Raw genomic sequence first — 24,632 nt, 5'->3', positions numbered from 1 at the left:
ACTGCGGTTGAGTTCGGAGAGATCCTCATGAACTTCTGGGTGATTCAAGGATTGAACGGCCTTGCGTTCGGATCTCTCCTTTTCATTCTTGCTGCCGGCTTCTCGCTGATTTTCGGATTGATGCGCATCGTGAACCTATCTCACGGTGCGTACTTCATGCTCGGCGCCTATGTCGGTCTGTCGGCGATCGAGGCCGGCATCAATTTCTGGCTCGCGATCCTGATCGGTGGCCTTGCGGTCTGCATCCTTGGCGCTGTCATCGAGCGTCTGATCCTGCGCCGTCTGGCGGGGCAGCCGCTGGCCCAGGTTCTCGTCACGCTCGGCATCGCCTTCATCATCGCCGATGCCTGTTTGTGGATATGGACCGGAGATCCCCGGCCTGTGCCGATGCCATCTGAGCTTGGCGGTGTATTCCGCGTGCAGACCCTCGCTTTTCCCGTTTATCGGTTGTTTGTGATCGCTGTCGCTTTTGCTCTCGCCGTAGCGCTGTGGCTGTTGCTTGAGCGCAGCCGGATCGGCGCCATGATCCGCGCGGGTGTTGACGATATCGACATGGCGCGGGCGATGGGCATTCGAACGTCGTTTCTGTTTCCTCTCGTATTTTGCCTCGGCTCGGCCCTTGCAGGTGCGGGAGGTGTGTTGTCCGGCCCGATCCTGTCGGTGTACCCCGGACTTGATTCCGACATGCTGCCGCTCGCGCTCGTGGTTGTCATTCTTGGCGGTGTCGGCAGTCTTCTTGGCGCCTTCGTGGGCAGTCTGATCATCGGCTTCATCTACAGTTACGGTCAGGCACTTTTTCCGGACCTCGCATACATGATCCTGTTTCTGCCGATGGTGCTCGTCTTGACGCTGCGGCCAACCGGACTTTTCGGGAGGCAGGCGATTTGACCCGGACATTGCTTCTTTGGCTCGCGGGCGCAGCGGTGCTTATCGCGTTGCCTCATCTGATCGGCTCGGACTACTACATCAATATCGCCAGCCAGGTTCTGATCGCGGGCATCCTTGCGCTCAGCCTCAATATTCTGATCGGCTTTGGCGGGATGATTTCCTTGGGGCACGCGGCTTATCTCGGCACAGCCGCTTATCTGACGATCTATCTCACCACTCAGGCCGGCTTTGGTCACATCGCGGGTGCGCTGCTCGCAATCGGCGGGACCACGGCGCTGGCCATGCTGTTCGGTTTCCTGTCCTTGCGCGCTTCTGGCCTTGGATTTCTGATGATTACGCTGGCGCTTGGTCAGATCCTCTGGGGCATTGCCTACAGGTGGGCAAGCCTGACCGGCGGCGACAATGGCCTCGGTGGCCTCACACGGCCACACCCATTTGGCATCGATCTCGCCAACCCCACGGCCTTCTTCTACTTCGTGCTGATCTTCTTTGTCATCGCGCTGCTCAGCATCGCGCGCTTCATCCAATCAGGATTCGGCCAAAGCCTGCAGGGCACCCGTGACCAGCCGCGTCGCATGCGGGCGCTCGGATATAATGTATGGCTGATCCAGTGGTGCAGCTTTGTGTATGCCGGGTTCTGGGGAGCCGTCGCGGGCCTTCTCTACGCCTACTATCACCAGTTCGTCAGCCCTCAATCCCTTCACCTGACGACGTCAGCGGAAACGCTGCTGATGGTCATCGCGGGGGGAACAGGGACCTTGTTCGGTCCGGTCGTGGGTGCAGCTCTCGTCGTCATTCTGAAGAACGTCATCAGTGCGTACATCACGCGCTGGGTCATGCTGCTCGGATTTGTCTTCGTCGCCATCGTCCTCTTCATGCCTGAAGGATTGGTCCCCGGTATCACGCGCCGCGTGCAGGCGATATTCAAAGGCAAGAGCCGTTCAGAAGATGCCTCGCCACTCGCATCCATTGCCGAGGACAACGCGACATGACCACGCCTGCTCTCGAAGTCAAAGGACTGGATCGCTTCTTCGGTGGTCTGCCGGCGGTCAAAGATGTGACCATGACGGTGCAGCCGGGCGAGCGCCGGCTGTTGCTCGGCCCGAACGGCGCCGGCAAGACCACGTTGTTCAATCTGATCGCGGGCGACTTTCCACCAACTCAGGGCGCTATCCGTATTTTCGGCCAGGATGTGACGCGCAAGTCGCCCAATCAGCGCACGCATCTCGGCATGGCGCGCACCTATCAGATCATCACATTGTTTGCGAAGAACACCCTGCTGCACAACGTGGTCATTTCACTGATGGGGTTGACCGATCTGAGGTTCAATCCGTTCTCTGATCTTCGCCGCCAGACCAAGCTCTGGGATGAAGCGCAGCGGATGCTTGGCCTGGTGGGATTATCGCATCTGGCCGAAAGAACCGTCTCGGAGACCAGTTACGGCGAGCGGCGGCGGCTGGAAATCGCGATGGCCTTGGCGCAGAAGCCGAAGCTCCTGCTGCTGGATGAACCGTTGGCGGGGCTGTCCGCGGATGAACGGGTCGATGTGCAGCGGTTGCTGCAGTCCATTCCGCGCGATGTCACTATTATCATGATCGAGCACGACATGGACGTGGCGCTTGCGTTCGCGGACTTCATCACCGTGATGCAGCGCGGACAGGTCGTGGTTGAGGGGACGCGCGCTGAAGTCGTGGCCGACCCCAAGACCAAGGAGGTTTACCTTGGCCACTGATGCGCTCTCGATCAACGGGTTGAATGCGTTTTATGGCGAGAGCCATATCCTGCATGATCTTTCGTTTCGCCTGAAAGAAGGACAGGTGCTTGGATTGCTGGGGCGAAACGGTGCCGGCAAGTCGACTTGCATCAGCGCTATCGTTGGCCTTGTCCGCGCGCAGGCCAAAAAGATCGATCTGTTCGGCCAATCCATCTCGGGACTGACGCCGGAGACGATTTCGATCCGGGGAATTGGCCTCGTTCCGCAGGGACGGCGCATCTTTCCGTCTCTGACGGTTTACGAAAATCTGACGGTCGCGGCGCGACGCAACCGCACCGCCGCGCAGACCGGCTGGACGCTGGATGATGTCTATTCGGCGTTTCCGCGGCTGGAGGAGCGCCATCGGCAGCTCGCCGGATCTTTGTCGGGAGGCGAGCAGCAGATGCTCGCGATCAGCCGGGCATTGATGACCAATCCGCGGCTTCTGCTGCTCGATGAGCCCTCGGAAGGGTTGGCGCCGCAGATCATCGCTGAAGTTGCCGCTGTTCTGAAACGGCTGAGAGAGAGCGGACTTTCGATCATTCTTGTCGAGCAGAACATCAAGCTTGCGATGGAAATCGCGGACGAGGTCCTTGTTTTAAATAGCGGCCGGTTGGCTCACGCGGGAAGCGTCGAGTCATTCCGGTCCAATGAAAAACTCATCGAGCAGTTGCTCGGCGTCTACTAAAGAGGTGAGGCATGGCTTCCATTAAACTGAGCGAAGGAACGCTTGACGTTGTCGATACCGGCGCCGGCAAGCCGCTGCTTCTCCTGCATTCCCTGCTTGCGGATCGCTCGATCTTCGATCGGGTTGTGCCAGCTCTGGCCCGGGAGCGCAGGGTGATCGTGCCGGATCTTCCCGGTTTTGGAAATTCTTCGTCTGCGGGTGCGACGATCGAAGGGATCGCCGATCGCATCGCCCTTCTGTTCGACGCACTTGATCTCAGGAACACGGCCGACGTGTTGGGTAATGGCTTTGGCGGCTTCGTTGCCAGTACCTTGGCCGTTCGCCATGGCGCGCGGTTCGATCGGCTCGTCCTGGCAGATACCGGCGTTGGTTTTCCTGACCCTGGCAAACAGGCGTTCTATGCGATGGCCGAACAGGTTCGGAAAAATGGCATGGAGAGCGTAGTCGATGTCGCGATGAAGCGTCTTTTCCCCGAAGACTTCATTGCGGCTCATCCTGATGTGGTTGCTGAGCGTCGGGCAGCGCTGGTCAAGACCAACCCGGAGTTCTTCGCGGAGGCTTGCCAGGCCCTTGCTGCGCTCGACTTGAGCGGGCGTGTCGGGACAATTTCCAACCCCACGCTGGTTGTCGTCGGTGAACTTGATGTTGCTACGCCGCCTGTGATGTCTCGCGATCTCGCTGCGGCGATCCCGAGCGCAAAGCTCGTTGAAATGCCTAATTGCGGCCATGCCCCGATGGCTCAGGCGCCGGAGTCGTTCATTGATGCGATTTCCGGATTTCTTGGTTTAAAGCAACAGTCGCGTCCGAAGACTGAAGCATAAGGTCGAGAGATGCCGAGCATTCGTGTTGGCCGCTATGATCTAAATTACCTGGATGAGGGACAGGGTACGCCCATCGTTTTCATTCACGGCCTTGCCGGAGACCTAAGTGGGTGGACGGCTCAGGTGAAAGCTCTTCGCGACCGTTACCGGGTCATCGTCTTCGACAACCGCGGTGCGGGCAAAAGCACCCAGGTCGATGAACCGATCAGCACGCGTGACATGGCCCACGACACGATCGGCCTGATGGACGCGCTGGGTATTTCCGGCGCGAACGTTGTAGGGCGGTCGATGGGAGGCGCCATCGCGCAGCACATGACGCTTGAGCGGCCCGATCTGGTTCGGTCGCTGATCCTGTGTGCGTCGTTCGCCAGGCTTGATCCTTTGGGTGTCCGCGTTCTGACGAACATGCGCGAAGTGCTCGAGTGGCGGGGCAGCTGGTCCGATCACGCCAAGCACTCTATCCAGAATTTCGTCGGAAGCGCCTATTATAACAAAGAGCCAGAGCAGATTGCGCGCATCCTCAATCTGATCGGCGGGGAGACGCGACTTCCGGCTTGTTACGTTCGCCAGAATTGGGCGTGCCTGGAGCACGATACACTCGACCGATTGTCATCCATCAAGCTACCGGTCCTGATCATGGGCGGCGCGCAGGATCCCATCTGCTCTCCGACCTGTACGTCGTGGATGTCAGAGCGACTGACCAATTCCCGTACGGTGATGTTCAACGGGTGCAGCCACTTCTTCCCCATGGAGGAGCCCGCCAGGTTTATGGCTGAACTGGAGGCGTGGCTTGCAGCCCATTCCGGGTAAATTGTCTCGCTAAGCATGCGAGGCTGATGCCGTGCGAATGGTGCAGCACTGGCAGGCTGATCGACAGCCCTGAGGCTGTTACCCGACGCGCACTTTCACGGATTGCAAAGCTCAAGCGCAACGCGTTGACCCTGCAGCTCGGCTGTCGCTAGCTTCGCCTCGGTATGGACGGCCGAACGGAGAAAAAGAATGGCGAAGTTCAGGGTTGTTACACCGGCCGGTGCGAGCTTCACGGTGGCCGGCGGCGGCTATGCACTGGAGAGCGAAGCGCTGACTCCCCTCGGCGCAGAGATTGTCGAAGCCCCAACCGATGAAGCGGGCTTCATAGCCGCGGCTAAGAATGCCGATGCCATCTATGCAAAGGGCATTCGGATGTCGAAACAAATCATCGACAGTCTGGAAAACTGCAAGGTCATCACGCTCGGCAGCGTCGGTGTTGACAGCGTCGACGTGAAAGCCGCCACCGTTCGCGGCATTCCTGTCACCAATATCCCGGACACGTTTATTGAAGAAGTCGCCGACCACGCTATGGCCCTGTTGCTTGCGGGATTCCGGCGGGTGGTGGTCCAGGACAGGATGGCGAGAGATGGCCGGTGGGCTGAAGGCCGCCCGGCGTTATTGAAAATTCCCCGGCTGGCGGGGCAAACCTTGGGCTTCATTTCTTTCGGGCGTGTTGCACGAGCGGTTGCCCGGCGCGCGGCGCCATTCGGCCTTCGCATGGTCGCCTATGATCCGTTCATCGAAGAAACGTTGCTGTCGGAGTACGGCGTCCTGCCCGCGACATTGTCGGAGGTTCTGTCGCAATCCGACTTCGTCTCAATGCATGCGCCGGCGCGGCCCGAAGTCCATCAGATGCTGGGCGAGCAACATTTCCGGCAGATGAAGCCGTCCGCCATCTTCATCAACACGGGCCGTGGCACGACCGTTGACGAAGAGGCAATGATCAAAGCCTTGCAGGAGGGATGGATCGCCCACGCGGCGCTCGACGTTCTCTACAAGGAGCCGCCGTCGCACAACAATCCGCTCTTGAGCATGGACAACGTCACACTCTCGGCTCACGTTGCATCCGCGTCGGCCCGCTTCGATGAGGCCCGCAAGCGACGGGTCGGCTACGAATTGTCACTCGTTTTGTCGGGTCTATGGCCAATGAGTTGCGTGAATCCTTCGGTCCTGCAAAATACCAACCTGCGTCGGTGGCAGCCGATTGGCTTGGATCGCGGTCCAAACAGCTGAGCCGAGCCCCGTCGTGATCATTGGATTCTGCTTTTGAAGTCGGAAGGCCGGAGAGATTATGGGTAAGTTGAGCGGACAGGTTGCGTGGGTTACGGGGGCGGGCAGCGGCATCGGAGAAGCAGCTGCGCTGGCGTTGGCCGAAGAGGGGGCTACCCTCGTTGTCACGGGACGGCGAAAAGAGCCGCTGCAGTCGCTGGCCGCTCGTATTCAGGCAAATGGCGGGACGGCCGAGGTGGAAGCCGCGGATCTCACCGATGCGTCTGCCATCGATGGCGTGGTCAAGCGAACTGCCGAGAAGTTCGGTCGGATCGACATTCTGGTCAACAATGCGGGCGTGAACATCCAGGAGCGGAGCTGGGGCAAACTAAGTTCATCAGGCATCGATGCGCTTGTTCAGGGCAATCTAACATCGGCCTTCAACTGCGCCCGTGCGGTGTTGCCGGTCATGCGAGCTCAGGGCGGTGGTCAGATGATTCATACATCTTCCATGTCTGGCCGGAATATCGGCCCCATGGCTGGACCGGGCTATATTGCGGCCAAGCATGCAGTCGTCGCGATGAGTCACAGCATCAATGTCGAAGAGTGCATCAATAACATTCGCAGCACCGCTTTCTGTCCGGGCGAAGTGAACACGCCCATTCTCAAGAACCGGCCGAACCCGCTGTCGGATGAGGATCTCGCGCGGATGCTGCAGCCGGAACATTGCGGCGACATGATCCGATACATCGCCTGTTTGGCGCCAGGCGTGACCATGAATGAAGTGTGGCTGACCCCGACCTGGAATCGCGGCTATGTCGCAGCGCTGGGACGGAAGCTTTAGCCAGCGGCGGTGCGGCTTTAGGTTGTCAGACCCTGCCGTTGGCGCTCCGGACCCGTGCGGAAGCCGTTTGCTGCTGAGCTGCGAGGCTGTAATTGGCGGCGGCTTGCGTGTAGTCGGTGAACTCCTGCGCACTCCAGTCGCTACCGAGCAGTCCAAGCGTGTCTGAAATTTCCTGAGTGGTTGCCAGAAGTTTCGGTAGGCACTCTTTATCCCGGTTGGGCGGTAGTCGCTTGCGGGTACTGGCAATTGCGATGGAAAATCGTACCTGTCCTTTGCTGTCGAAGCAGGGTGCCGCCAGTGCGCGATCACCCGCGAGTAAGCCTTCGCCGTCGCACATCGCCCAACCGCGTGTACGGACAGCGGCAAGTTCATTGAGAAGAGCAGGTACATTCTTCAGGGTTCGGTCGGTGTAGCTATGCATGCGACGGCCGCGATAGAGCAGCTCGATTTCCGCGCGCGAGCGCCAGGCCAGAAGCGCCTTTCCGGCCGCAGACGCATGGGCGTCGACCATCGCTCCCAGCATTTGCAGGCCAGGTTTGGCGACGCCCGCTTCAGCGCAAAAGCGAGCCTCGGCTCCTTCGAGGACAGCCATGCGGATGGTTTCGTTCAGTTCCTTGGCAAGGCGGAGCAGGCTCATGCGCGCCCGGTTACCGATACCTTGGACCACCCGGTCGGGGCTGCCCAAGCGAAATGCGTTCAGGCTCAACACATACCGGCGCGTGGCATCGATACGGTAAACGAAGCCGCGGCTGCAGAGCACACGTAAAATCCGGTACACCGTGCTGGCGTCCAGATCGGCCGCGCGGGCAATTTCCGTCAGGGTCAGTGCCTTGTTTGTATTGCCGAGAAGCTCGAGGATTGTCAGCGTTCGTCCAACAGAGCGATTTTGGTGAACAGGCATACAGTTCATGCTCCCCAGACTGAGCGGCTGTCGCCGAAATCGGGTTCGGCATACAGGCCTTATTGCCGTTTCCTCGCGTGCATCTTGCGGTGCACTTCAACAATATTGTTGAGAATAATGCACAGTGACGTCGCGCCTTACAAGTCTCTCTCCGCATCGTGGCGATGCGGGGAGAGCGGGCCTCGAACAATGTTGCGGCGCACTTGCGGTTGCGCACGTCTCATTTTCGCACCGTAAAAACGTGAGGCGATTATGCAAGATGTCTCGCACACTAGAGCGTTAGCCTGACCCCGCATTCGCTGAGGAGTGTCCGATCGTCACGCGCGCCGATGTCAGTTCGGCTTCGCAAGACGCTGTCCCGGATAAGCTCAGGATTTCGGGGAGGAAATGCATGTCCATGCCACTGACAAATCAACAAGCCGGAGAAATGAGCGAGGCGGAATGGCAAACACGGTGCGATCTCGCCGCGCTGTACCGCATCGTCAACCACTTTGGTTGGACGGATTTGCTGCAGACGCACATGTCCGCGCGGGTTCCCGGTGAGCCGAATACCTTTCTTATCAATCGGCTTGGCGACATGTTTGATGAGATCTGCGCATCGAACCTCGTCAAGATGGATCTTGACGGACATGTCATCGGAGACCCCGCACGCTTCAACAAGGCCGGCTTCACGATTCACAGTGGTATCTACAAGGCTCGGCCGGATGCGAATTGCATCATGCACACGCATACGCGCGCCGGCGCGGGTGTTTCGCTGTTGCGAAATGCCCTGCGGCCGATCAGTCAGGACGCATTGCATGTCATCGATGACGTTGTCTATCATGAGTACGGAATCCCTGCGACGCAGGAGGAGTGCGACGCTTTGGGACAAAGCTGTCTGAAAGGCACGTCCGTTGTTCTGCTCAACCACGGGCTTCTGACCTTTGGCCCTACGATTCACGGAGCGTTTGAACGACTTTATCTTCTGGAACGCGCGTGTGAGGTCGAACTCATCGCTCGTACCCTGAATGAGCCACCGGTGATGATCGCTGAACATATCGTTCAGCACGCAGCTGTCCGCATGAAGAAAATGCGCAGCTCGGACGAGTTTGGCATGCTTGATTGGCAGGCCTTGTTGCGGCTGATCAATCGATCGGGCGAAGACTATCGGAGGTAAAATTGTCTGCGCGGCGAGGTGCTGAGTTACGGGGGTGCCTGTCGTACTCAACAACTAACAGGGGTCACTCTTTGCGCGGAATGAAAAATTCCGTCGTTCTGGTTCGACGTGCGGAAGGTGACAGATACAATCCCTTGATGCGTCAACAGCCCGCCAAGAGGTTGATGGCGAACCAACAAGAGCACTAACAAAAACACCAACAAGAACAATGGCAACAATAAATGTTGCCGTTTCGCGGGAGGGGCGATGGCAAGCGTCGACATCCGAAACGTTCGGAAAGCTTTCGGAACCGTGCATGTCCTGCATGGCGTGAACGTCGATATCGAGGACGGCGAGTTTGTTGTGCTCGTCGGCCCATCGGGATGCGGCAAGTCCACCTTGCTGCGAATGATCGCCGGTCTGGAGCGAATTACGAACGGAGAAATTCGTATCGGTCCGCGCGTTGTCAACGATGTCCCGCCCAAGGAGCGGGATATCGCCATGGTGTTCCAGAACTATGCGCTTTATCCGCACATGACGGTGTTCGACAACATGGCTTTTTCATTGACGCTCGCAAGCAGCCCGGCGACCGAGGTCAAGACAAGGGTCAATCGCGCGGCGGCAATTCTGGGACTTGGAGAATTGCTGGAACGGTATCCGCGGCAACTATCGGGAGGGCAACGACAACGCGTTGCCATGGGTCGGGCGATCGTGCGCAACCCGCAGGTGTTTCTGTTTGACGAGCCGCTCTCCAATCTCGACGCCAAGCTGCGGGTGCAGATGCGGGCCGAGATCAAGGACCTGCATCAACGTCTGAAGGTCACTACTGTTTACGTGACCCACGATCAGATCGAAGCAATGACGATGGCCGACAAGATCGTTGCGATGAACGGCGGCAACATCGAGCAGATCGGTTCACCCCTCGAACTGTATGACCGGCCGGACAATTTGTTTGTCGCAAGCTTTATTGGGTCGCCTGCCATGAACCTGATCAAGGGAGAGGCGATGGGCGGTCAGTTTCGGACATCTGACGGAACGATGCTGCCGCTTGCTGCGAATTTGGCAGTACGCCAGGCAGTTTATGGCATTCGTCCCGAACACATCCATCTTCAGCCTGACAATGGAATCGAAGCCAAGGTTCATCTGGTCGAGCCGACGGGCTCCGAGACGCAGGTCACGCTTCACATCGGAGCTACGCCGTTGGTTTGCGCATTCCGTGAGCGGTTTGACCTGCGGCCGGGAGAAACCGTTCGGATCATGCCGGATTTCACAAAAGCTCATTTGTTCGATGCGGAAAGCGGCAAACGCCTGACCGCCTGATCAGCAATGCCAAGGAGGACATCATGAAGGATTTCAGCCGTCGCGACGCCTTGAGCCTGGGACTATCTGCAGCCGCCTTGGCTGCCACTGGCACATCCGCGCAGTCAGCGATCAAGGTCGCGGACGTTGCTGCCCCCGATCTCAAGATCGAGAAGGGCGCTTCTCTTCGCATGCTGCGGCCGGTACGCTTTGTTCAGGCCGACGAAGATGTTTTCCGCGCCAACGCGAAGCGGTTCACGGAGAAGACGGGGGTCGACATCAAAGTCGATTTCGTCGGATGGGAAGATATCAACCAGCAGACGGCGGTGACTGCGAACAGCGGGGCCGGCCCGGACATTATCATCGGATTTTCAGACGCGCCGCATATCTATATCGACAAGCTGATCGAGCTGACAGAAGTGGCGGACTATCTTGGCAAGCGGTACGGCGGCTGGATGTATCTGGCCGAGAAATACGGCAAACGCCACAAGAGCAACGCGTGGATCGGGTTGCCGTTCGGCGCGAGCGGCGGCCCACTGGTTTATCGCAAGTCGCTGGTCCAGGCCGCAGGATATTCGTCGGTCCCCGACGATCATTCAGGTTTCCTCGATCTTTGTGAAAAGCTGCACAAGGCAGGCAAGCCTGCCGGCTTCGCGCTGGGGAATGCCGTGGGAGACGGCAATACGTTTGCGAGCTGGTTGCTTTGGTCCCACAACGCGTCGCTCCTTGATGAGGAGGGAGCTGTCATCATCAACAGCAAGGAAACGCTCGCAGCGCTCAATTATTTAAAAAAATTGTATCCCACACTGATTGCCGGTGTGACCTCGTGGAACGATGTCAGCAACAATCGCGCCTATTCGGCCGGCGATTGTTCGATGACGACGAATGGCGTGTCGCTCTATTTCTCGCTGAAGAAGGATCCGGCAACAGCCGCGCTCGCCGAGGATACCGACCACCAGAAAGTGCCGCTCGGTCTTGCGAAGTCATCGCCCATGGCCGGGCTGACCTTGAATGCCATGGTGTTCAAGCACAGTCCTTATCCTAACGCGGCGAAAGCGTTTCTTCAGTTCATGCTTGAACGTGAGCAGTACGAAACATGGATCAATGCCAACAGCGGCTATTGGGCCCATCCGCTCACGGCCTATGGCGATTGCGAGGTGTGGTCGGGAGATCCAAAGGTCAAGATCTTCAAGGAAACGATGAACAACCGATACTGGAACGGCTACAAGGGGCCGATATCTGCGGCCAGCGGTGCTGTTGCGGCTGACTATGTCTTGATTCAGATGTGCGCGGCAGTTGCAACCGGTGCAGCCACGCCGGAGGAAGCAGCCAAGGAGGCGGAGCGTCGCGCAAAGCGATACTTCCGCCGATGAGCGAGAGCCGCCAGCCTGTTTTCAGTTCAGTTTGCATCAGGACAATTAGATGTCTCTGACAACAACACTTCCGCGTGGTGCCGACCGGTCCAAGCCAGGGCCTCTGGTGAGGCTCTTTGACTACAAGCCGTTCCTTATCGCTGTCTGCCTTACGCCTGCGCTCGGGCTGCTGCTGGTTTTCCTGACCTATCCGCTGGGACTTGGCGTCTGGCTGGCATTCACTGACACCACGATCGGCCGGCGCGGAGTCTTCGTCGGGTTCGAGAATTTTCAGTACCTGCTCACTGATCGGTTGTGGTGGAACGCCGTCTTCTACAGCGTGGTTTATACCGGTGTTGCCACCATCGGAAAATTCTCTCTCGGATTTTGGCTGGCGCTGCTGCTCAACAATCATTTCCCGTTCAAGAGTATTTTGCGTGCCATTGTGCTCTTGCCCTGGATCGTACCCACGGTCCTTTCGGCGCTTGCGTTCTGGTGGATCTATGATCCACAATTCTCGATCATTTCGTATCTTCTTGTAGACGTTTTACACGTCCGCACCACGAATATCGATTTTCTGGGTACACCGTGGCCGGCTCGATTCTCTTTGATCGCAGCCAATATCTGGCGCGGAATTCCCTTCGTCGCGATTTCACTTCTTGCCGGGCTGCAGACGATATCGCCTTCGTTGTACGAAGCTGCGATGCTCGATGGTGCGTCGTCGTGGCAGCGGTTCCGCTATATCACGCTCCCCATGATGATGCCGATCTTGGCGATCGTGATGACATTCTCGATCATCTTCACGTTCACTGACTTCCAATTGGTCTACGCAATCACGCGCGGTGGGCCGATCAATTCGACGCATCTCCTGGCGACACTGGCTTTCCAGCGTGGGATCGCCGGCGGCGAATTAGGTGAGGGAGCCGCCATTGCGGTCTCGATGATCCCATTCCTCGTGTTCGCGACATTGTTCAGCTACTTCGGTCTCGCCCGGCGCAAGTGGCAGCAAGGAGAGGCCAATGACTGATACTGAGGTCTTGGTTCAGCCGGTGAAGGCAGCCCGCGTGGTGAATTCCGCATCTGCCGTGCCGGACACGATGCCCTGGGATACGCGCGCCCGGCGCACGGTGACGATCTATCTGCCGCTGGCGTGCTTCGTGATCATCCTGTTGTTTCCGTTCTATTGGATGGCACTGACGTCGTTCAAGCCGAACGCTGAATTGCTTAATTACAAAGCGCACAACCCGTTCTGGGTCAGCTCTCCGACGCTCGCGCATATCAAGCATCTGCTGTTCGACACCGCCTATCCACATTGGCTGATGACGACGATGCTGGTTTCGGTTGGCGCAACGTTCATTTCGCTGATCTCGAGCACATTGGCGGCCTACGCAATCGAACGGCTCAGGTTCAAGGGTAGTCCGTACGTCGGGCTTGGGATCTATCTCGCCTACCTTGTGCCGCCGTCGATCTTGTTCATTCCTCTGGCCACCGTTGTGGTGCAATTGGGACTGTTCGACAGTCCGTTATCCTTGATCCTGGTCTATCCCACGTTTCTGGTGCCATTCTGTACCTGGCTTTTGATCGGCTACTTCAAGTCCATACCTTATGAGCTTGAGGAGTCGCTTTGGTTGACGGCGCAACCCGTCTGCAAATCCTGCGGCGGATTACGCTGCCGCTGGCCGTTCCTGGCCTGATATCCGCAGGCATTTTCAGTTTCACTCTGTCTTGGAACGAGTTCATCTATGCGCTGGCTTTTATTCAGAGCAGCGCGAACAAGACTGTTCCCGTCGCGATCTTGACCGAACTTGTGTCCGGGGACGTTTACCAGTGGGGCGCGCTGATGGCCGGATCGCTTCTTGGATCATTGCCGGTCGCGATCTTCTATTCGCTGTTCGTCGATTATTACGTCTCGTCGTTGACCGGCGCGGTGAAGGAGTAATCCAAACGCTACCGATGATTTGAACCGCACATTCGGTGCGGTTCGTGTCGCTTGAACGCGCATCAATTGTCGGAGCTGGATAACGCAGCTTTCGTTCATCCTTTCGAAATGGCGTCTGTTGGCGAGCGCGGTGCGTCATTTGCGTCGCAGCATCTGGAACGAGGAACAAAAAAATCGAACATCTGCAGGATTGTTATTGGATTTCGTTCTTTCTGGCGGGAATTTGATTGATCTCCTTCCCATCAGCCCGTAAATAATCGCGCGAAAACTTGATAAAGCGCTTGATCCCGCAGTTTTGTCATAGTGCTCTAGTCCACATGTCATAGCTGCAATGCCGTTACTCAGGTCGTCGCCGATCTGATTTTCAGCCACAGATGTCCGCGCGATCTGCGAATTGCCGGCAATTGCACTATTGGACTGCCAGTGTTGACTCGGAATGCCATCGATGCCGCGGCACCTCGCTACGATCAGCGGGGTTGGACGCAATGGCCACAGAATGAAGAGTACAGCTTTCATTTCATGAAAGTATTGGGCTCTGCCCAGGAGGGCGGCAGCACCATTTCCGAATGTTTCATGACTGCGAGCAGGATCGCAGCCGGCGACGACGAAAGCTGGTATCGGGAATGGAAGAGAATTGCTGACGTCAACAAGACGCGCGGAGATTTAGCCCTTTCGGAGGGCCACGCGCTAACGGCTCAAAGCAATTGGCTTCGGGCCTCGAATTACTATCGGACAGCGGCCATTTTCCTCGAGGCAGACGACCGCAGGCGCAAGCCCCTTCTCGACCAGATGCAGGCCTGCTCGCAGCTCTATATCCGGCACCTTTCGCCTGGTGGCGAGATCCTCCGGATCCCTTGCTTTGAGGGCAGCTACGTGGAGGCTTATTTCCTCCGCGCGAGCGTTTCTACCGCGCCGGCGCCCGTCGTTATTTGCGTCGGAGGCCCAGACCAATTCAAGGACGAGCACCTCTACAAGATCCACCGTGAGGCTCGCGCCCGGGGGGTATCGCTCCTGCTGGTGGACCTTCCGGGACAAGGGGAGAGCCCTCCAACCAGGGGGGGCGTGCAGTATCAGGTTGAAACAGCCATCAGTGGCTGCTTCGACTACCTGATGACCCGCAACGACGTGGATGGGCAACGGATTGTCATTTGGGGCGACAGTCTGGGTGCGGCTTCCGCGTCGAGGGCCGCGAGTGCTGATGATCGGTTCGCGGCAGCCGTGTGCGATGCCGGCGTGTGGGATAGCCTCGGGCGACACTTTATAATGGACCGCACCTCGGATGAGGGCGAACCCGCCGAGGAGGCCGGCCGCGATGCCTGGAGTCCCGACGTTTTGGCCCAAATTGGCTGCCCTACGTTGGTGACGCTCGGCGAGCACGACTGGCTCGATCATCGCCAATTTTCTAAATTCCAGCATTATTTCAGTAGTTTAGGTCGGGACGTCACATTCAAATGTTTCTCGGCCGCGGAAACGGCTGCGTCCCATGCGCACTCGGACAATCCGACGATCGCGAGCGAGTATATTTTCGACTGGATATCCAGCCGTCTCAGCGCGCTCTGAAATCGGCGAGGATTTTCAAGTCTCTGCTGCAATTCTCAGAAGCGCCTTCCCCATTCGCTCTTTGAGCAGGGTCAGCTTGTCGGTGATGTTGCGCAGTTCGCCCTCGCTGAAATCAGAGAAGATGAAGCTCTCTGTGGTGGACTGCCGCGCGTAGAGGCTGGCGATCTGCTTGCTGGCTTTGTCCGTCAACGACATCAAGACGACCCGGCCATCCTCCTCAGAGGGAATTCGACGCACAAAGCCGTTCTTTTCCAGGCTCTTGGTCTGGGTCGTCACAAAGGACGGGTCGACATGGAGCTTGGTTGAAACTGCCCTGACCGACGCCCCTTTGCCCCGGTCGAGGTCATTAACGGCCATCAAGATCAGCCATTGCGGTGAAGTGATTCCAAGGCTGCGGGCCCAGATGGACCGGATTTCCTCAAGATGGACATTGATGGAAATGATGTCCCAAACGAACTCGCGGACGAGTACGTCATCAGGCTGGTCGATCGTCTGTTTACCGCTGGCCTCAGCGGGCGAGCCTGACGCGAATTTCCTGGCCAATGACTTACGGTCTGCCATTCAACCCCAACCTCGCAGATTGTAACCGAAGGTTAGGGCTCTCGCCCCGGCGATGCAATCAGCCTTTTACCCACAGGGACTAAGTGCCGCTGTTGCGGAGAAACCACACAATTGGGGCCAAATGAAAGCATGAGTAAATCAATTGTTGTGCTCACTTAAGTTTTACAGTCATCTGACTTTGACGATTGGGGGGGATTCCCGGGGTCGTCCTGTTTGGAGGTTTCGCTTAAGTCGCTCGCGTTCAAGCGGGAGTGTCCGAAGGCGCGAGGCGGCCAGGCGGTTAACGGAAGAGCTGAGGTCATGTGGATTGCCACAAAAGGCCAACGCTTTTCTTACAGAGCAAACTTGGAGGTTTTATGAGCAAGATTAAGAGCCTTATCCTGGGTTCGGCCGCGACTCTCGTCGCCGTCGCCGGGGCACAGGCAGCTGATCTTCCGGTGAAGGCGAAAGCCGTTCAGTACGTGAAGATCTGCTCGCTGTATGGTGCTGGATTCTACTACATCCCAGGCACCGACACCTGCATCAAGCTGGGTGGCTACATTCAGGCTGACGTGAACATCGCCAGCAACAACTACAACAACCCGCTCAGCGGCGGCAGCTTCGCTGGTGTCTTCACCGGTGGTGGTACCTATGCCGGCGTCAACGGCAACCACAATCACGATTCCGACAGCTTCACCACCCGTTCGCGCGCGCAGTTGAACCTCGACACCCGCACCGCGACGGAATACGGCGTTGTCCGCACCTACTGGAGCAGCAACTTCGAACACAGCACGGGCTTTGGTCCGTCGTCGGGTAACCTGACGGTTGACTTCGCGTTCGTGCAGTTCGCCGGCTTCACCTTCGGTAAGGCGATCTCCAACTTCACGACGCCTTGGAGCGCTTACACCGCGAACGTGAACACCTCGGCCTACATCGGCGGTCAGGACAACGCGACCGGCATCACCCAGGCTGCCTACACCTTCCAGTTCGGCAACGGCGTGTCGGCACAGCTCGGTGTTGAAGACAACAAGACCATTCAGCGCGCTCCGATCCTGAATGCTGCTTTTACTCCGTTTGGCGTCGTGACCGGCTCGACTGGTGCTCCGTCCTCAAGCAGCCTTATTGCGAGCGGCGCGTACGGCACGGGCGGTCAGCTCTCGCCTGACATCGTCGGCAACATCCGCATCGATCAGGCGGCCTTCACCGCCCAGTTGTCGGGTGCCTTGCACAACGTCAACGCCAACTACTACACCGCTGACGAGCGCGATGGCCGCCCAAGCGACAAGTGGGGCTTCGCTGTTTCGGGCGGCTTGCTGCTGAAGAACCTGCCGACCGGTCCCGGCGACAAGTTCTCGGTGGACCTGACCTACACCGAAGGCGCACCGAAGTACGTCATCGGCGGCACCGTGGGCAACGGCTACAACATCTATGGTAGCTCCGACGTTGGCTACGAATCGTTCGCTGCGGGCTCTCTGTTCGATGGCGTTTACGGTACCGGTACCAACATCGAGCTGACCAAGGTCTGGGGTGTTCGCGCCTCCTTCCTGCACAACTGGACCCCGAACTGGGAAACCGGCGTGTTCGGCGGCTACACCCATGTTGACTACAACGGCAATGCAACGGCGCTCATGAACACGCCGGCTATCCTTGCCGCTCTTGGTGCAGGCAGCTCCTACAACCCAGATTTCAACATCTGGCAGATTGGTACCCGCACGGCATGGACCCCGGTTAAGAACCTGACGTTCTCGGGCGAAGTGCTCTACACCAAGATCGATCAGACCAGCGTTGGCACGATCACTCTCCCAGCTGGTGGTTTCAATCCTACCGCTGCGTACGAGTTCAAGGATCAGGGCGTGTTCACCGGCAACCTCCGCGTTCGCCGCACCTTCTGATCGTGATCGCCTAACGGCGTGACGATTTGAACCAAGATCCCCGGCGGGAAACCGCCGGGGATTTTCTTTTTAGGGGCTTGCTTGGCTTGCGTTAATCGCTGACGATTCCGTGAATGCGTGACTAAATCAATTAATTGACTAAGCCGTGCGACCATGCATAAATGGCCCCAAGGTAGCGGCCGCTGCCTTTGTTTATGTGAGACGTCAGTCTTAACGTAAAACCTCCAAAGCCTCCGGCAATGCCCTGCCGGAGGTTTTTACGTTTTGGGACAGTGGAAAATCCGCGAACAGGGCGAATCACGCCGCAAAGGTCCTTCGCCGAATCGGGGGAGGGCGGTCAGCTTGCGGAACTCGCGGTTTTGGAAGAAGCAGCTAGCAGCGCGGATCAGCCTGCGGTTCGCGGCTCGTACCGCCCCAGACCTTCGGCAATCCTCGTCCTCTGGCTTGTATTCAGGGCCGATCCGGCCGCGATATCGAACCGAAATACTGGAACAGGAATGGAGAGTTGATCTCCCGGGCGCCGGCTCGCGATGTCCTGGATTGTCCCGATCTGGATTTAGGCGATGCCATTACGATGCTTCTTCATGGTCGGGGCCGCGAGCGCCCTCCATGGTTTGGGTGTGATGGATATCGTACTGAACAAGGAGATGGTCCAATTCACGCCCGAACAGCTGGGCCGTGCCCGTAGAAAGCAGAGTTCGCGTTTTAATCAGGAAGGCCAACTCAAGGCGGCCGCAGGCAGCGCACTCATGCCCCCACGGTCTGGCGCTCGTACCATCCAAGGGATTCGGCCGTGGTCGTCTTCGGCTTGTATTCACAGCCGATCCATCCGCGATATTGAATCTCGTCGAGATATTGAAACAGGAATGGATAGTTGATCTCGCCGGTGCCGGGCTCGTGACGCCCTGGATTGTCCGCGATCTGGATATGGGCGATGCGATCAAGATGCTTCTTCATGGTCGGGGCCAGATCGCCCTCCATGATTTGCATGTGATAGATATCGTACTGAATAAAGAGATTGTCCGACTTTACGTCCGAAATGATCTGAAGAGCCTGTGCTGTGCCCGTGAGAAAGAAACCGGGGATGTCGCGGGTGTTGATGGGCTCGATCAATAACCTGATGCGCTGCTTGGCCAGAGCTTCCGCTGCGAACCGGAGATTTGCGACCAGAGTGGCATGCAGTTCCGCAGGATCAGCGCCTTCAGGCGTAAGACCGACGAGACAATTTAATTGCCGGCAGCCGAGAGCCTTCGCGTAGTCGATGGCGTGCATCACGCCGTCGCGAAATTCCTTCACACGATCGGGAAGAATCGCAATTCCTCGCTCACCCGCGCTCCAATTGCCGGCAGGCAGGTTGTGCAGCACCTGCGTCAATCCATGTTGCTGAAGCTTCTCCGCCAGTACCGCTTTGTCGAATTCGTAGGGAAAGAGATATTCGACGCCGCTGAATCCCGCCTCCTTGGCTGCCGCGAAGCGGTCAAGAAATGGCAATTCGTTGAAGAGCATGGTGAGGTTGGCAGCGAACTTGAGCACGGCGAGTGTCTCCGAATCCAAAGTCCGCCTCATCGTGTAGCGCCTCCCTGGCGGACTTCGGATTTGAGAGGACACTAGAAACTTATGACTCTGGCGTGGTTCAGGTTCAGAAGTTCGCTTGAGGGCCTCGCAGGGAAAACCGCGCGAACTTCTGAACCACCACGCCAGTGTCCTTGTCTTCGTTGGATGTTGCCGGGCGAGCCCCTTCGGTACTTGCCCGGCCGATACGAGTGGCGCCAGTGTCGTCAGGTCACGCGGGCAGGAGCTTGCCGCGCGATGGGGCCGTCGGGCTGGGCGGAGCGTCATCGAGCGGCAGATCGAGCACTTCCTCGAATTCGACAACGTTGTCGATCTCCGTGCCCATCGCGATGTTGGTGACGCGTTCCAGTATGAACTCAACCACCACAGGTACGCTGTGTTCTGTCATCAGCTCACGGGCTTTTGCGAAGGCAGCCTGGGCATCCTTCGGATCCGTCACGCGGATTGCCTTGCAGCCAAGGCCTTCCGCGACTTTCACGTGATCGACGCCATAGACACCGATCTCCGGCGCATTGATGTTCTCGAACGATAGCTGCACGTGATAGTCCATGTCGAAGCCGCGCTGAGCCTGGCGGATCAATCCGAGGTATGAGTTGTTCACGACGACATGGATGTAAGGCAGCTTGAATTGCGCGCCTACAGCGAGTTCTTCGATCAGGAACTGGAAATCGTAGTCGCCGGAGAGCGCAACAATCTGGCGATTGGGGTCGGCCGCGCGCACGCCCAAAGCGGCGGGGAGCGTCCAACCGAGAGGGCCGGCTTGGCCAGCGTTAATCCAGTTCCGCGGCTTGTAGACACCGAGGAATTGCGCGCCTGCGATTTGTGAGAGGCCTATGACGCTGACGTAACATGTGTCGCGGTCGAAAGCTTTGCTCATCTCCTCGTACACGCGCTGCGGCTTGATCGGGACGTTATCGAAGTGGCTCTTGCGCAGCATGGTCCGCTTGCGGTCCTGACAGGCTGCAGGCCACGCCTGGCGCTCTTTCAGCTTGCCGGCTTTGCGCCATTCCTTTGCGACCGCGACGAACAGTTCGAGCGCCGCTTTGGCGTCGGAGACGATGCCGAAATCCGGATTGAAAACCCGTCCGATCTGCGTGGGCTCAATGTCGACATGTACGAAGGTGCGGCCCTTGGTATAGGTGTCGATCGAACCGGTATGCCGATTGGCCCATCTATTGCCGATGCCGAGTACGAAATCAGATTCGAGCATGGTTGCGTTGCCATAACGGTGGCTGGTCTGAAGGCCGACCATTCCGGCCATCAGAACATGATCGTCCGGGATCGCGCCCCAGCCCATCAGCGTCGGCACCACAGGAACATTGACGATCTCGGCAAACGCCACGAGAAGGTCAGACGCATCGGCATTGATGACACCGCCACCTGCAACGATCAGCGGGCGCTCAGCCGCGTTGAGCATGTCGAGCGCTTTCTCGATCTGCTTGCGGGTCGCCGCGGGTTTATAGACGGGGAGGGGTTCGTAAGTTTCGTCGTCAAACTCGATCTCGGCGACCTGTACGTCGAGCGGAAGATCGATCAGCACCGGACCGGGCCGGCCCGACCGCATAATGTGAAAAGCCTGGCTGAACACACGCGGCACCAGGGCAGGTTCGCGCACGGTCACAGCCCATTTGGTGACAGGTTTTGCGATCGCCTCGATGTCGACGGCCTGAAAATCTTCCTTGTAGATACGCGCGCGGGGCGCCTGTCCGGTGATGCAGAGAATCGGAATCGAATCCGCGATCGCTGAATACAGACCCGTGATCATGTCGGTGCCGGCGGGTCCTGAAGTACCGATGCAGATTCCGATGTTGCCTGCCTTGGCGCGCGTATAGCCCTCCGCCATGTGGGACGCGCCTTCGACGTGGCGGGCGAGAATGTGGTTGATAGACCCGCGCTTCTTCAGCGCCGAGTAGAGGGGATTGATTGCAGCGCCTGGTACACCGAAGGCGCACACGACGCCTTCCTTTTCCAGAATTCGTACAGCCGCATCGATTGCCCGCATCTTTGCCATGTCACGCTCCGACAGTTGGTTTCCGGAGTGAGAGCATCACCGACTGCTTCCGCTGTCTCAACGCGCGCTTATTTGTTTCTCACGATGTGGCACAGGGTCTGAAACGCACGCGTTATCAACGAGCTAGGTTGCTTTCGATTTGAAAGAGCGTCGAGCCGTCGTTGGCGCGCGACTAGTCAACATCCCTGTCGTGAAACAAGTTGTTTTGCAGTTTGGCTCAATTATTTCGGCGCAGCCGGCATAACTCCGCCAAGCGCCGTGGTCAGTTCATCTGCGACCTGTCGCACGAATTGGCCCAGCACCGGCAGACGATCGTCGGGAACGCGGGACGCTTTGCCGGACACGGAAATCGCCGCGAGAGGTTCGCTGCGATCATCATAAACGACGGCCGATACGCAGCGCAGACCGACCTGTGCTTCCTCATCGTCAACCGAATAGCCGCGCTCGCGGATATCGTGGAGCGATTTGCACAGCTCACCAGCCCGCACGATCGACTTGGATGTCAATTTCGGCATGCCTTCGCGTCGAATGATGGCGAAGACATCTTCCTCCGAGTATGTGGACAAGAGGGCCTTTCCCAACCCGGAAGCGACCATCGGAACGCGACCGCCAACCTTTGTCACCGACCGCATGATTTCGCGGCTCTCAAGACGGGTTAGAATCACCATGGCGCCTTCATCAACGGCAGCGAGGTTGGCCGTTTCACGGGTTTCGTCACGAAGCCTCCGGAGAAACGGCATTGCCTGGGTCACAAAATTCCTACGGCGGGCGAATGTCGCGCCAACTGCAAAGCTCTTTGCGCCAACATGCCAGGTCGCCCCTTCACGATCGAATTGAACAAAGCGTCGGTTCTCGAGCGTTGTCAGCAGTCTGTGAATAGTGGAGGGAGAAAGGCCGGTCCGGATCGCCAGATCTGTCAGCCGGTAGCCTTCGTCGTCTTCCGCAAGCGTCTCGATCAACAACAGTGCGCGGTCGACGGATTGTACGCCGCCGTCCTTTACTTCGGAATCCGTATCTGTCGCGGGGCGTGGGGTGACGGCTTTCCGTCTGATTGCATCTTTTTTCATCGCTACCTACTCCCATCAAATGCGGAATGAAGGTCGCTTTGCGTTGGATCGGTTCGATCCATGATTGACGGCTTGGTCGAAAATGCCGCCCCGGAGGCCGGAGCGGCATTTGGATTGTGGCTTAGAGCAGGCCTGCGCCGCGTGCCCACTTGTACTTCGCGCCGAGCACTTCGACCGGAAGTTCGGTGGAGTAGGCGTAAGCCGGGATGCCGTTCTGGTAGAGATATTCGGCGGCTTCCTCGACTTCGACGTCGCCGGCAAGCGATGCGACCATCGGCTTGCTGATGCCCTTCGCTTCCATCTCCTTCTTCACCTCGACCATGTTCTTGGCGAATACCATCGGCGGAGTGACGATGGTGTGCCAGTAACCGAGGATCAGGGAGTGAATGCGATCGTCCGACAGGCCGAGCTTGACGGTGTTCACATAAGTGATCGGCGGTTCGCCACCGGTGATGTCCACCGGATTGCCGGCTGCACCGAATGGCGGGATGAACTTGCGGAACGCGGCGTCGAGATCCGGCGGCATCGCCATCAGCGACAGGCCGTTGTCAACCACCGCGTCGGAGAGGAGCACGCCCGATCCACCGGCGCCGGTGATGATCAAAACGTTTTCTCCCTTCGGCGTCGGCAGCACCGGGATGCCGCGCGCGAATTCGAGGAGCTGACGAAGCGAACGGGCGCGGATAACGCCGGATTGCTTGAAGACATCCTCGTAGATCTTGTCGTTGCCGGCGAGCGCGCCGGTGTGCGACGACGCGGCCTTGGCGCCTGCCGATGTACGGCCGGCCTTGAGAACAACGACCGGCTTTTTCTTGGAGACGCGCTTGGCGGCTTCCGCGAAGGCGCGGCCATCCTTCAGATCTTCGCAGTGCTGCGCGATGATCGTCGTGTTCGGATCCTGCTCGAAGAAGGCGAGCAGATCGTCCTCGTCGATGTCCGACTTGTTGCCGAGACCGACGATCGCCGACACGCCCATCTTGGCCGAACGCGAGAAGCCGATGATCGCCATGCCGATGCCGCCGGATTGCGACGACAGCGCCGCCGAACCCTTGACGTCATAGGCCGTGCAGAAGGTCGCGCAGAGATCGGCCGGCGTATAATAGAAACCGTAGATGTTCGGTCCCATCAGGCGCACATTGTACTTCTTGCCAATCTCGACGATTTCCTCCTGCAAAGCAGGCTCGTTCGCTTCGGCAAAGCCTGACGGAATCAACACGGCGCCTGGGATTTTCTTCTCGCCGCATTCGGTCAGAGCCGCAGCAACGAGCTTCGCAGGAATTGCGAACACAGCGGTATCAATCGTATCCGGCACGTCCTTGACGCTCTTATAGGCCTTGATGCCCATGATCTCGTCAGCCTTCGGGTGGATCGGATAGATCTTGCCCTTATAGCCGCCGTTGATGAGGTTCTTCATCACCGAATTGCCGATCTTGCCGGCTTCAGCCGATGCGCCGATGACGGCGACGGCCTTCGGTTGCATGATGCGGTTCATCGCGGTGACGATTTCTTCGTTCGAGCGCGGCGCGGGGCGCGGCTTGTAATCGAAGTCGACGACGATGCGGACGTCAGCGGCGATCGCATCCTTCTTTGTTGCGAAAACCGGGTTGAGATCGAGTTCAACGATTTCAGGGAAATCGCTGACGAGTTGCGAAACGTTGACGATGATGTCAGCGAGCGCGTCGCGGTTCACAGGGTCGCCGCCGCGGACACCGCGCAGCATTTCGTGAGCCTGGATACCGTCCAGCATCGAGAGCGCATCGTCGCGGGTCGCAGGAGCAAGGCGGAAGGTGACGTCCTTGAGGACTTCCACGAGGACGCCGCCGAGGCCAAAAGCCACCAGCTTGCCGAAGGATCCATCGGTGATCGAACCGACGATGACCTCGGTGCCGCCCAGCAGCATCTGCTGGATCTGGATGCCTTCGATCTTGGCGTCAGCCTTGTACTTCTTCGCGTTCGCGAGAATGGTGTCGTAAGCCTTCTCGGCATCAGCTGCGGTCTTCACGCCGACAATGACGCCGCCGGCTTCGGTCTTGTGGAGAATGTCCGGGGAGACAATCTTCATCACCACCGGAAAGCCCATACCGGTCGCGATTTTCGCGGCATCGGCGGCGGACTTTGCCAGACCTTCTTTTGGAACAGGAATGTTATATGCGTCGCAAACAAGCTTGCCTTCCGGGGCGGTGAGGCTGTTGCGGCCGTCTGCCTTCACCGCATCAAGAACTTTCCGGACCTCGCTTTTTGCTTGTTGTCCGACGTCAACTTTGCGGGCTGCGTCCTGTGAATGAGCCATTGCTTCCTCCTGTCACGTCCTTATTAAGCCTGGATCGCGCGCAAGACTCAGGACGGTTTAC

20 protein-coding genes and 1 pseudogene are annotated in these 24,632 nt (G+C 58.2%); 15 read left to right on the top strand and 6 right to left on the bottom strand.

Translation table 11 applies throughout. From position 1 onward, the window contains the following. Nucleotides 1-27 precede the first annotated feature (27 nt). The 8 genes from ACP0KA_RS05030 (at nucleotide 28) to ACP0KA_RS04995 (ending at nucleotide 7,013) form a co-directional block, all read left to right on the top strand. Entirely contained in the window at nucleotides 28-888 is an 861-nt protein-coding gene (locus ACP0KA_RS05030) for a branched-chain amino acid ABC transporter permease (RefSeq protein WP_424627744.1), read from the top strand. Beyond that, on the top strand, nucleotides 885-1,880 hold the full coding sequence (locus ACP0KA_RS05025; protein WP_424627743.1) for a branched-chain amino acid ABC transporter permease: 996 nt from the start codon (nucleotides 885-887) through the stop codon (nucleotides 1,878-1,880). Before ACP0KA_RS05030 ends, ACP0KA_RS05025 begins: the two co-directional genes overlap by 4 nt. Continuing rightward, a complete protein-coding gene (locus ACP0KA_RS05020) occupies nucleotides 1,877-2,620 on the top strand; it encodes an ABC transporter ATP-binding protein (RefSeq protein ID WP_424627742.1) in 744 nt (247 codons plus the stop codon). Before ACP0KA_RS05025 ends, ACP0KA_RS05020 begins: the two co-directional genes overlap by 4 nt. Further along, nucleotides 2,610-3,329, top strand: coding sequence for an ABC transporter ATP-binding protein (locus ACP0KA_RS05015; protein ID WP_424627741.1), 720 nt, complete (start codon nucleotides 2,610-2,612; stop codon nucleotides 3,327-3,329). The genes ACP0KA_RS05020 and ACP0KA_RS05015 overlap by 11 nt, the downstream gene beginning before the upstream one ends. An 11-nt stretch (nucleotides 3,330-3,340) precedes the next feature. Further along, complete coding sequence (locus tag ACP0KA_RS05010; RefSeq protein WP_424627740.1) at nucleotides 3,341-4,150, top strand: alpha/beta fold hydrolase; 810 nt, start codon at nucleotides 3,341-3,343, stop codon at nucleotides 4,148-4,150. Between the two features lie 9 nt (nucleotides 4,151-4,159). After that, nucleotides 4,160-4,960 (top strand): alpha/beta fold hydrolase, encoded by an 801-nt coding sequence (locus tag ACP0KA_RS05005; RefSeq protein WP_424627739.1) that lies wholly within the window; start codon nucleotides 4,160-4,162, stop codon nucleotides 4,958-4,960. Nucleotides 4,961-5,149: 189 nt separating this feature from the next. Beyond that, nucleotides 5,150-6,193, top strand: coding sequence for a C-terminal binding protein (locus ACP0KA_RS05000; protein WP_424627738.1), 1,044 nt, complete (start codon nucleotides 5,150-5,152; stop codon nucleotides 6,191-6,193). A 58-nt stretch (nucleotides 6,194-6,251) separates the two neighbouring features. Then, nucleotides 6,252-7,013 carry an SDR family oxidoreductase gene (locus ACP0KA_RS04995; RefSeq protein WP_424627737.1) on the top strand — a complete coding sequence of 254 codons (762 nt, stop codon included), beginning with the start codon at nucleotides 6,252-6,254 and terminating at the stop codon, nucleotides 7,011-7,013. Nucleotides 7,014-7,038: 25 nt separating this feature from the next. Here the strand turns inward: ACP0KA_RS04995 and ACP0KA_RS04990 are convergent, their stop codons facing one another. Then, nucleotides 7,039-7,914 carry an IclR family transcriptional regulator gene (locus ACP0KA_RS04990; protein WP_424627736.1) on the bottom strand — a complete coding sequence of 292 codons (876 nt, stop codon included), beginning with the start codon at nucleotides 7,912-7,914 and terminating at the stop codon, nucleotides 7,039-7,041. Nucleotides 7,915-8,305: 391 nt separating this feature from the next. On the opposite strand from ACP0KA_RS04990, the gene ACP0KA_RS04985 reads away from it, so the two are divergent. From ACP0KA_RS04985 to ACP0KA_RS04960, 6 genes and pseudogenes are all read left to right on the top strand, one after another. Further along, nucleotides 8,306-9,070 (top strand): class II aldolase/adducin family protein, encoded by a 765-nt coding sequence (locus ACP0KA_RS04985; RefSeq protein ID WP_424627735.1) that lies wholly within the window; start codon nucleotides 8,306-8,308, stop codon nucleotides 9,068-9,070. A gap of 246 nt (nucleotides 9,071-9,316) precedes the next feature. Beyond that, nucleotides 9,317-10,369 carry an ABC transporter ATP-binding protein gene (locus tag ACP0KA_RS04980; RefSeq protein ID WP_424627734.1) on the top strand — a complete coding sequence of 351 codons (1,053 nt, stop codon included), beginning with the start codon at nucleotides 9,317-9,319 and terminating at the stop codon, nucleotides 10,367-10,369. A gap of 23 nt (nucleotides 10,370-10,392) precedes the next feature. Next, on the top strand, nucleotides 10,393-11,721 hold the full coding sequence (locus tag ACP0KA_RS04975) for an ABC transporter substrate-binding protein (protein WP_424627733.1): 1,329 nt from the start codon (nucleotides 10,393-10,395) through the stop codon (nucleotides 11,719-11,721). A 49-nt stretch (nucleotides 11,722-11,770) separates the two neighbouring features. Beyond that, complete coding sequence (locus ACP0KA_RS04970; protein WP_424627732.1) at nucleotides 11,771-12,727, top strand: carbohydrate ABC transporter permease; 957 nt, start codon at nucleotides 11,771-11,773, stop codon at nucleotides 12,725-12,727. Further along, nucleotides 12,720-13,639: pseudogene (locus ACP0KA_RS04965) on the top strand (carbohydrate ABC transporter permease). The gene ACP0KA_RS04970 and the pseudogene ACP0KA_RS04965 overlap by 8 nt, the downstream one beginning before the upstream one ends. Before the next feature lie 426 nt (nucleotides 13,640-14,065). Then, nucleotides 14,066-15,199 carry an alpha/beta fold hydrolase gene (locus tag ACP0KA_RS04960; RefSeq protein ID WP_424627731.1) on the top strand — a complete coding sequence of 378 codons (1,134 nt, stop codon included), beginning with the start codon at nucleotides 14,066-14,068 and terminating at the stop codon, nucleotides 15,197-15,199. Nucleotides 15,200-15,214: 15 nt separating this feature from the next. Here the strand turns inward: ACP0KA_RS04960 and ACP0KA_RS04955 are convergent, their stop codons facing one another. After that, nucleotides 15,215-15,760, bottom strand: coding sequence for a MarR family transcriptional regulator (locus ACP0KA_RS04955; RefSeq protein WP_424627730.1), 546 nt, complete (start codon nucleotides 15,758-15,760; stop codon nucleotides 15,215-15,217). A gap of 356 nt (nucleotides 15,761-16,116) precedes the next feature. Here ACP0KA_RS04955 and ACP0KA_RS04950 point away from each other — a divergent pair, with 356 nt between their 5' ends. Continuing rightward, nucleotides 16,117-17,631 carry a porin gene (locus ACP0KA_RS04950; protein ID WP_424627729.1) on the top strand — a complete coding sequence of 505 codons (1,515 nt, stop codon included), beginning with the start codon at nucleotides 16,117-16,119 and terminating at the stop codon, nucleotides 17,629-17,631. 747 nt (nucleotides 17,632-18,378) lie between these two features. On the opposite strand, the gene hyi is transcribed toward ACP0KA_RS04950, so the two are convergent. The 4 genes from hyi to ACP0KA_RS04930 all read right to left on the bottom strand — a co-directional run bounded on the left by hyi (nucleotide 18,379) and on the right by ACP0KA_RS04930 (nucleotide 24,571). Beyond that, complete coding sequence (hyi, locus tag ACP0KA_RS04945) at nucleotides 18,379-19,197, bottom strand: hydroxypyruvate isomerase (protein ID WP_424627728.1); 819 nt, start codon at nucleotides 19,195-19,197, stop codon at nucleotides 18,379-18,381. 217 nt (nucleotides 19,198-19,414) lie between these two features. Beyond that, nucleotides 19,415-21,214, bottom strand: a complete 1,800-nt coding sequence (gene gcl / locus ACP0KA_RS04940; RefSeq protein ID WP_424627727.1) for a glyoxylate carboligase — start codon at nucleotides 21,212-21,214, stop codon at nucleotides 19,415-19,417. A 221-nt stretch (nucleotides 21,215-21,435) separates the two neighbouring features. After that, nucleotides 21,436-22,281, bottom strand: coding sequence for an IclR family transcriptional regulator (locus ACP0KA_RS04935; protein ID WP_424627726.1), 846 nt, complete (start codon nucleotides 22,279-22,281; stop codon nucleotides 21,436-21,438). A 121-nt stretch (nucleotides 22,282-22,402) separates the two neighbouring features. Further along, a complete protein-coding gene (locus ACP0KA_RS04930) occupies nucleotides 22,403-24,571 on the bottom strand; it encodes an acetate--CoA ligase family protein (RefSeq protein ID WP_424627725.1) in 2,169 nt (722 codons plus the stop codon). Nucleotides 24,572-24,632 lie beyond the last annotated feature (61 nt).

It is taken from the genome of Bradyrhizobium sp. SYSU BS000235 (assembly GCF_049747295.1).
Lineage (GTDB): Bacteria > Pseudomonadota > Alphaproteobacteria > Rhizobiales > Xanthobacteraceae > Afipia.
Note: the sequence above shows the minus strand (reverse complement) of the source record. Positions and strands in the feature narration are given on the sequence as shown.

Excerpts from the sequence above, each read along its gene's own strand:
- ACP0KA_RS05030 (WP_424627744.1), top strand. The coding sequence starts at position 28 with ATGAACTTCTGGGTGATTCAAGGATTGAACGGCCTTGCGTTCGGATCT.
- ACP0KA_RS05020 (WP_424627742.1), top strand. The coding sequence starts at position 1,877 with ATGACCACGCCTGCTCTCGAAGTCAAAGGACTGGATCGCTTCTTCGGT.
- ACP0KA_RS05010 (WP_424627740.1), top strand. The coding sequence starts at position 3,341 with ATGGCTTCCATTAAACTGAGCGAAGGAACGCTTGACGTTGTCGATACC.
- ACP0KA_RS05005 (WP_424627739.1), top strand. The coding sequence starts at position 4,160 with ATGCCGAGCATTCGTGTTGGCCGCTATGATCTAAATTACCTGGATGAG.
- ACP0KA_RS05000 (WP_424627738.1), top strand. The coding sequence starts at position 5,150 with ATGGCGAAGTTCAGGGTTGTTACACCGGCCGGTGCGAGCTTCACGGTG.
- ACP0KA_RS04995 (WP_424627737.1), top strand. The coding sequence starts at position 6,252 with ATGGGTAAGTTGAGCGGACAGGTTGCGTGGGTTACGGGGGCGGGCAGC.
- ACP0KA_RS04990 (WP_424627736.1), bottom strand. The coding sequence starts at position 7,914 with ATGCCTGTTCACCAAAATCGCTCTGTTGGACGAACGCTGACAATCCTC.
- ACP0KA_RS04985 (WP_424627735.1), top strand. The coding sequence starts at position 8,306 with ATGTCCATGCCACTGACAAATCAACAAGCCGGAGAAATGAGCGAGGCG.
- ACP0KA_RS04980 (WP_424627734.1), top strand. The coding sequence starts at position 9,317 with ATGGCAAGCGTCGACATCCGAAACGTTCGGAAAGCTTTCGGAACCGTG.
- ACP0KA_RS04975 (WP_424627733.1), top strand. The coding sequence starts at position 10,393 with ATGAAGGATTTCAGCCGTCGCGACGCCTTGAGCCTGGGACTATCTGCA.
- ACP0KA_RS04970 (WP_424627732.1), top strand. The coding sequence starts at position 11,771 with ATGTCTCTGACAACAACACTTCCGCGTGGTGCCGACCGGTCCAAGCCA.
- ACP0KA_RS04955 (WP_424627730.1), bottom strand. The coding sequence starts at position 15,760 with ATGGCAGACCGTAAGTCATTGGCCAGGAAATTCGCGTCAGGCTCGCCC.
- ACP0KA_RS04950 (WP_424627729.1), top strand. The coding sequence starts at position 16,117 with ATGAGCAAGATTAAGAGCCTTATCCTGGGTTCGGCCGCGACTCTCGTC.
- hyi (WP_424627728.1), bottom strand. The coding sequence starts at position 19,197 with ATGAGGCGGACTTTGGATTCGGAGACACTCGCCGTGCTCAAGTTCGCT.
- gcl (WP_424627727.1), bottom strand. The coding sequence starts at position 21,214 with ATGGCAAAGATGCGGGCAATCGATGCGGCTGTACGAATTCTGGAAAAG.
- ACP0KA_RS04935 (WP_424627726.1), bottom strand. The coding sequence starts at position 22,281 with ATGAAAAAAGATGCAATCAGACGGAAAGCCGTCACCCCACGCCCCGCG.
- ACP0KA_RS04930 (WP_424627725.1), bottom strand. The coding sequence starts at position 24,571 with ATGGCTCATTCACAGGACGCAGCCCGCAAAGTTGACGTCGGACAACAA.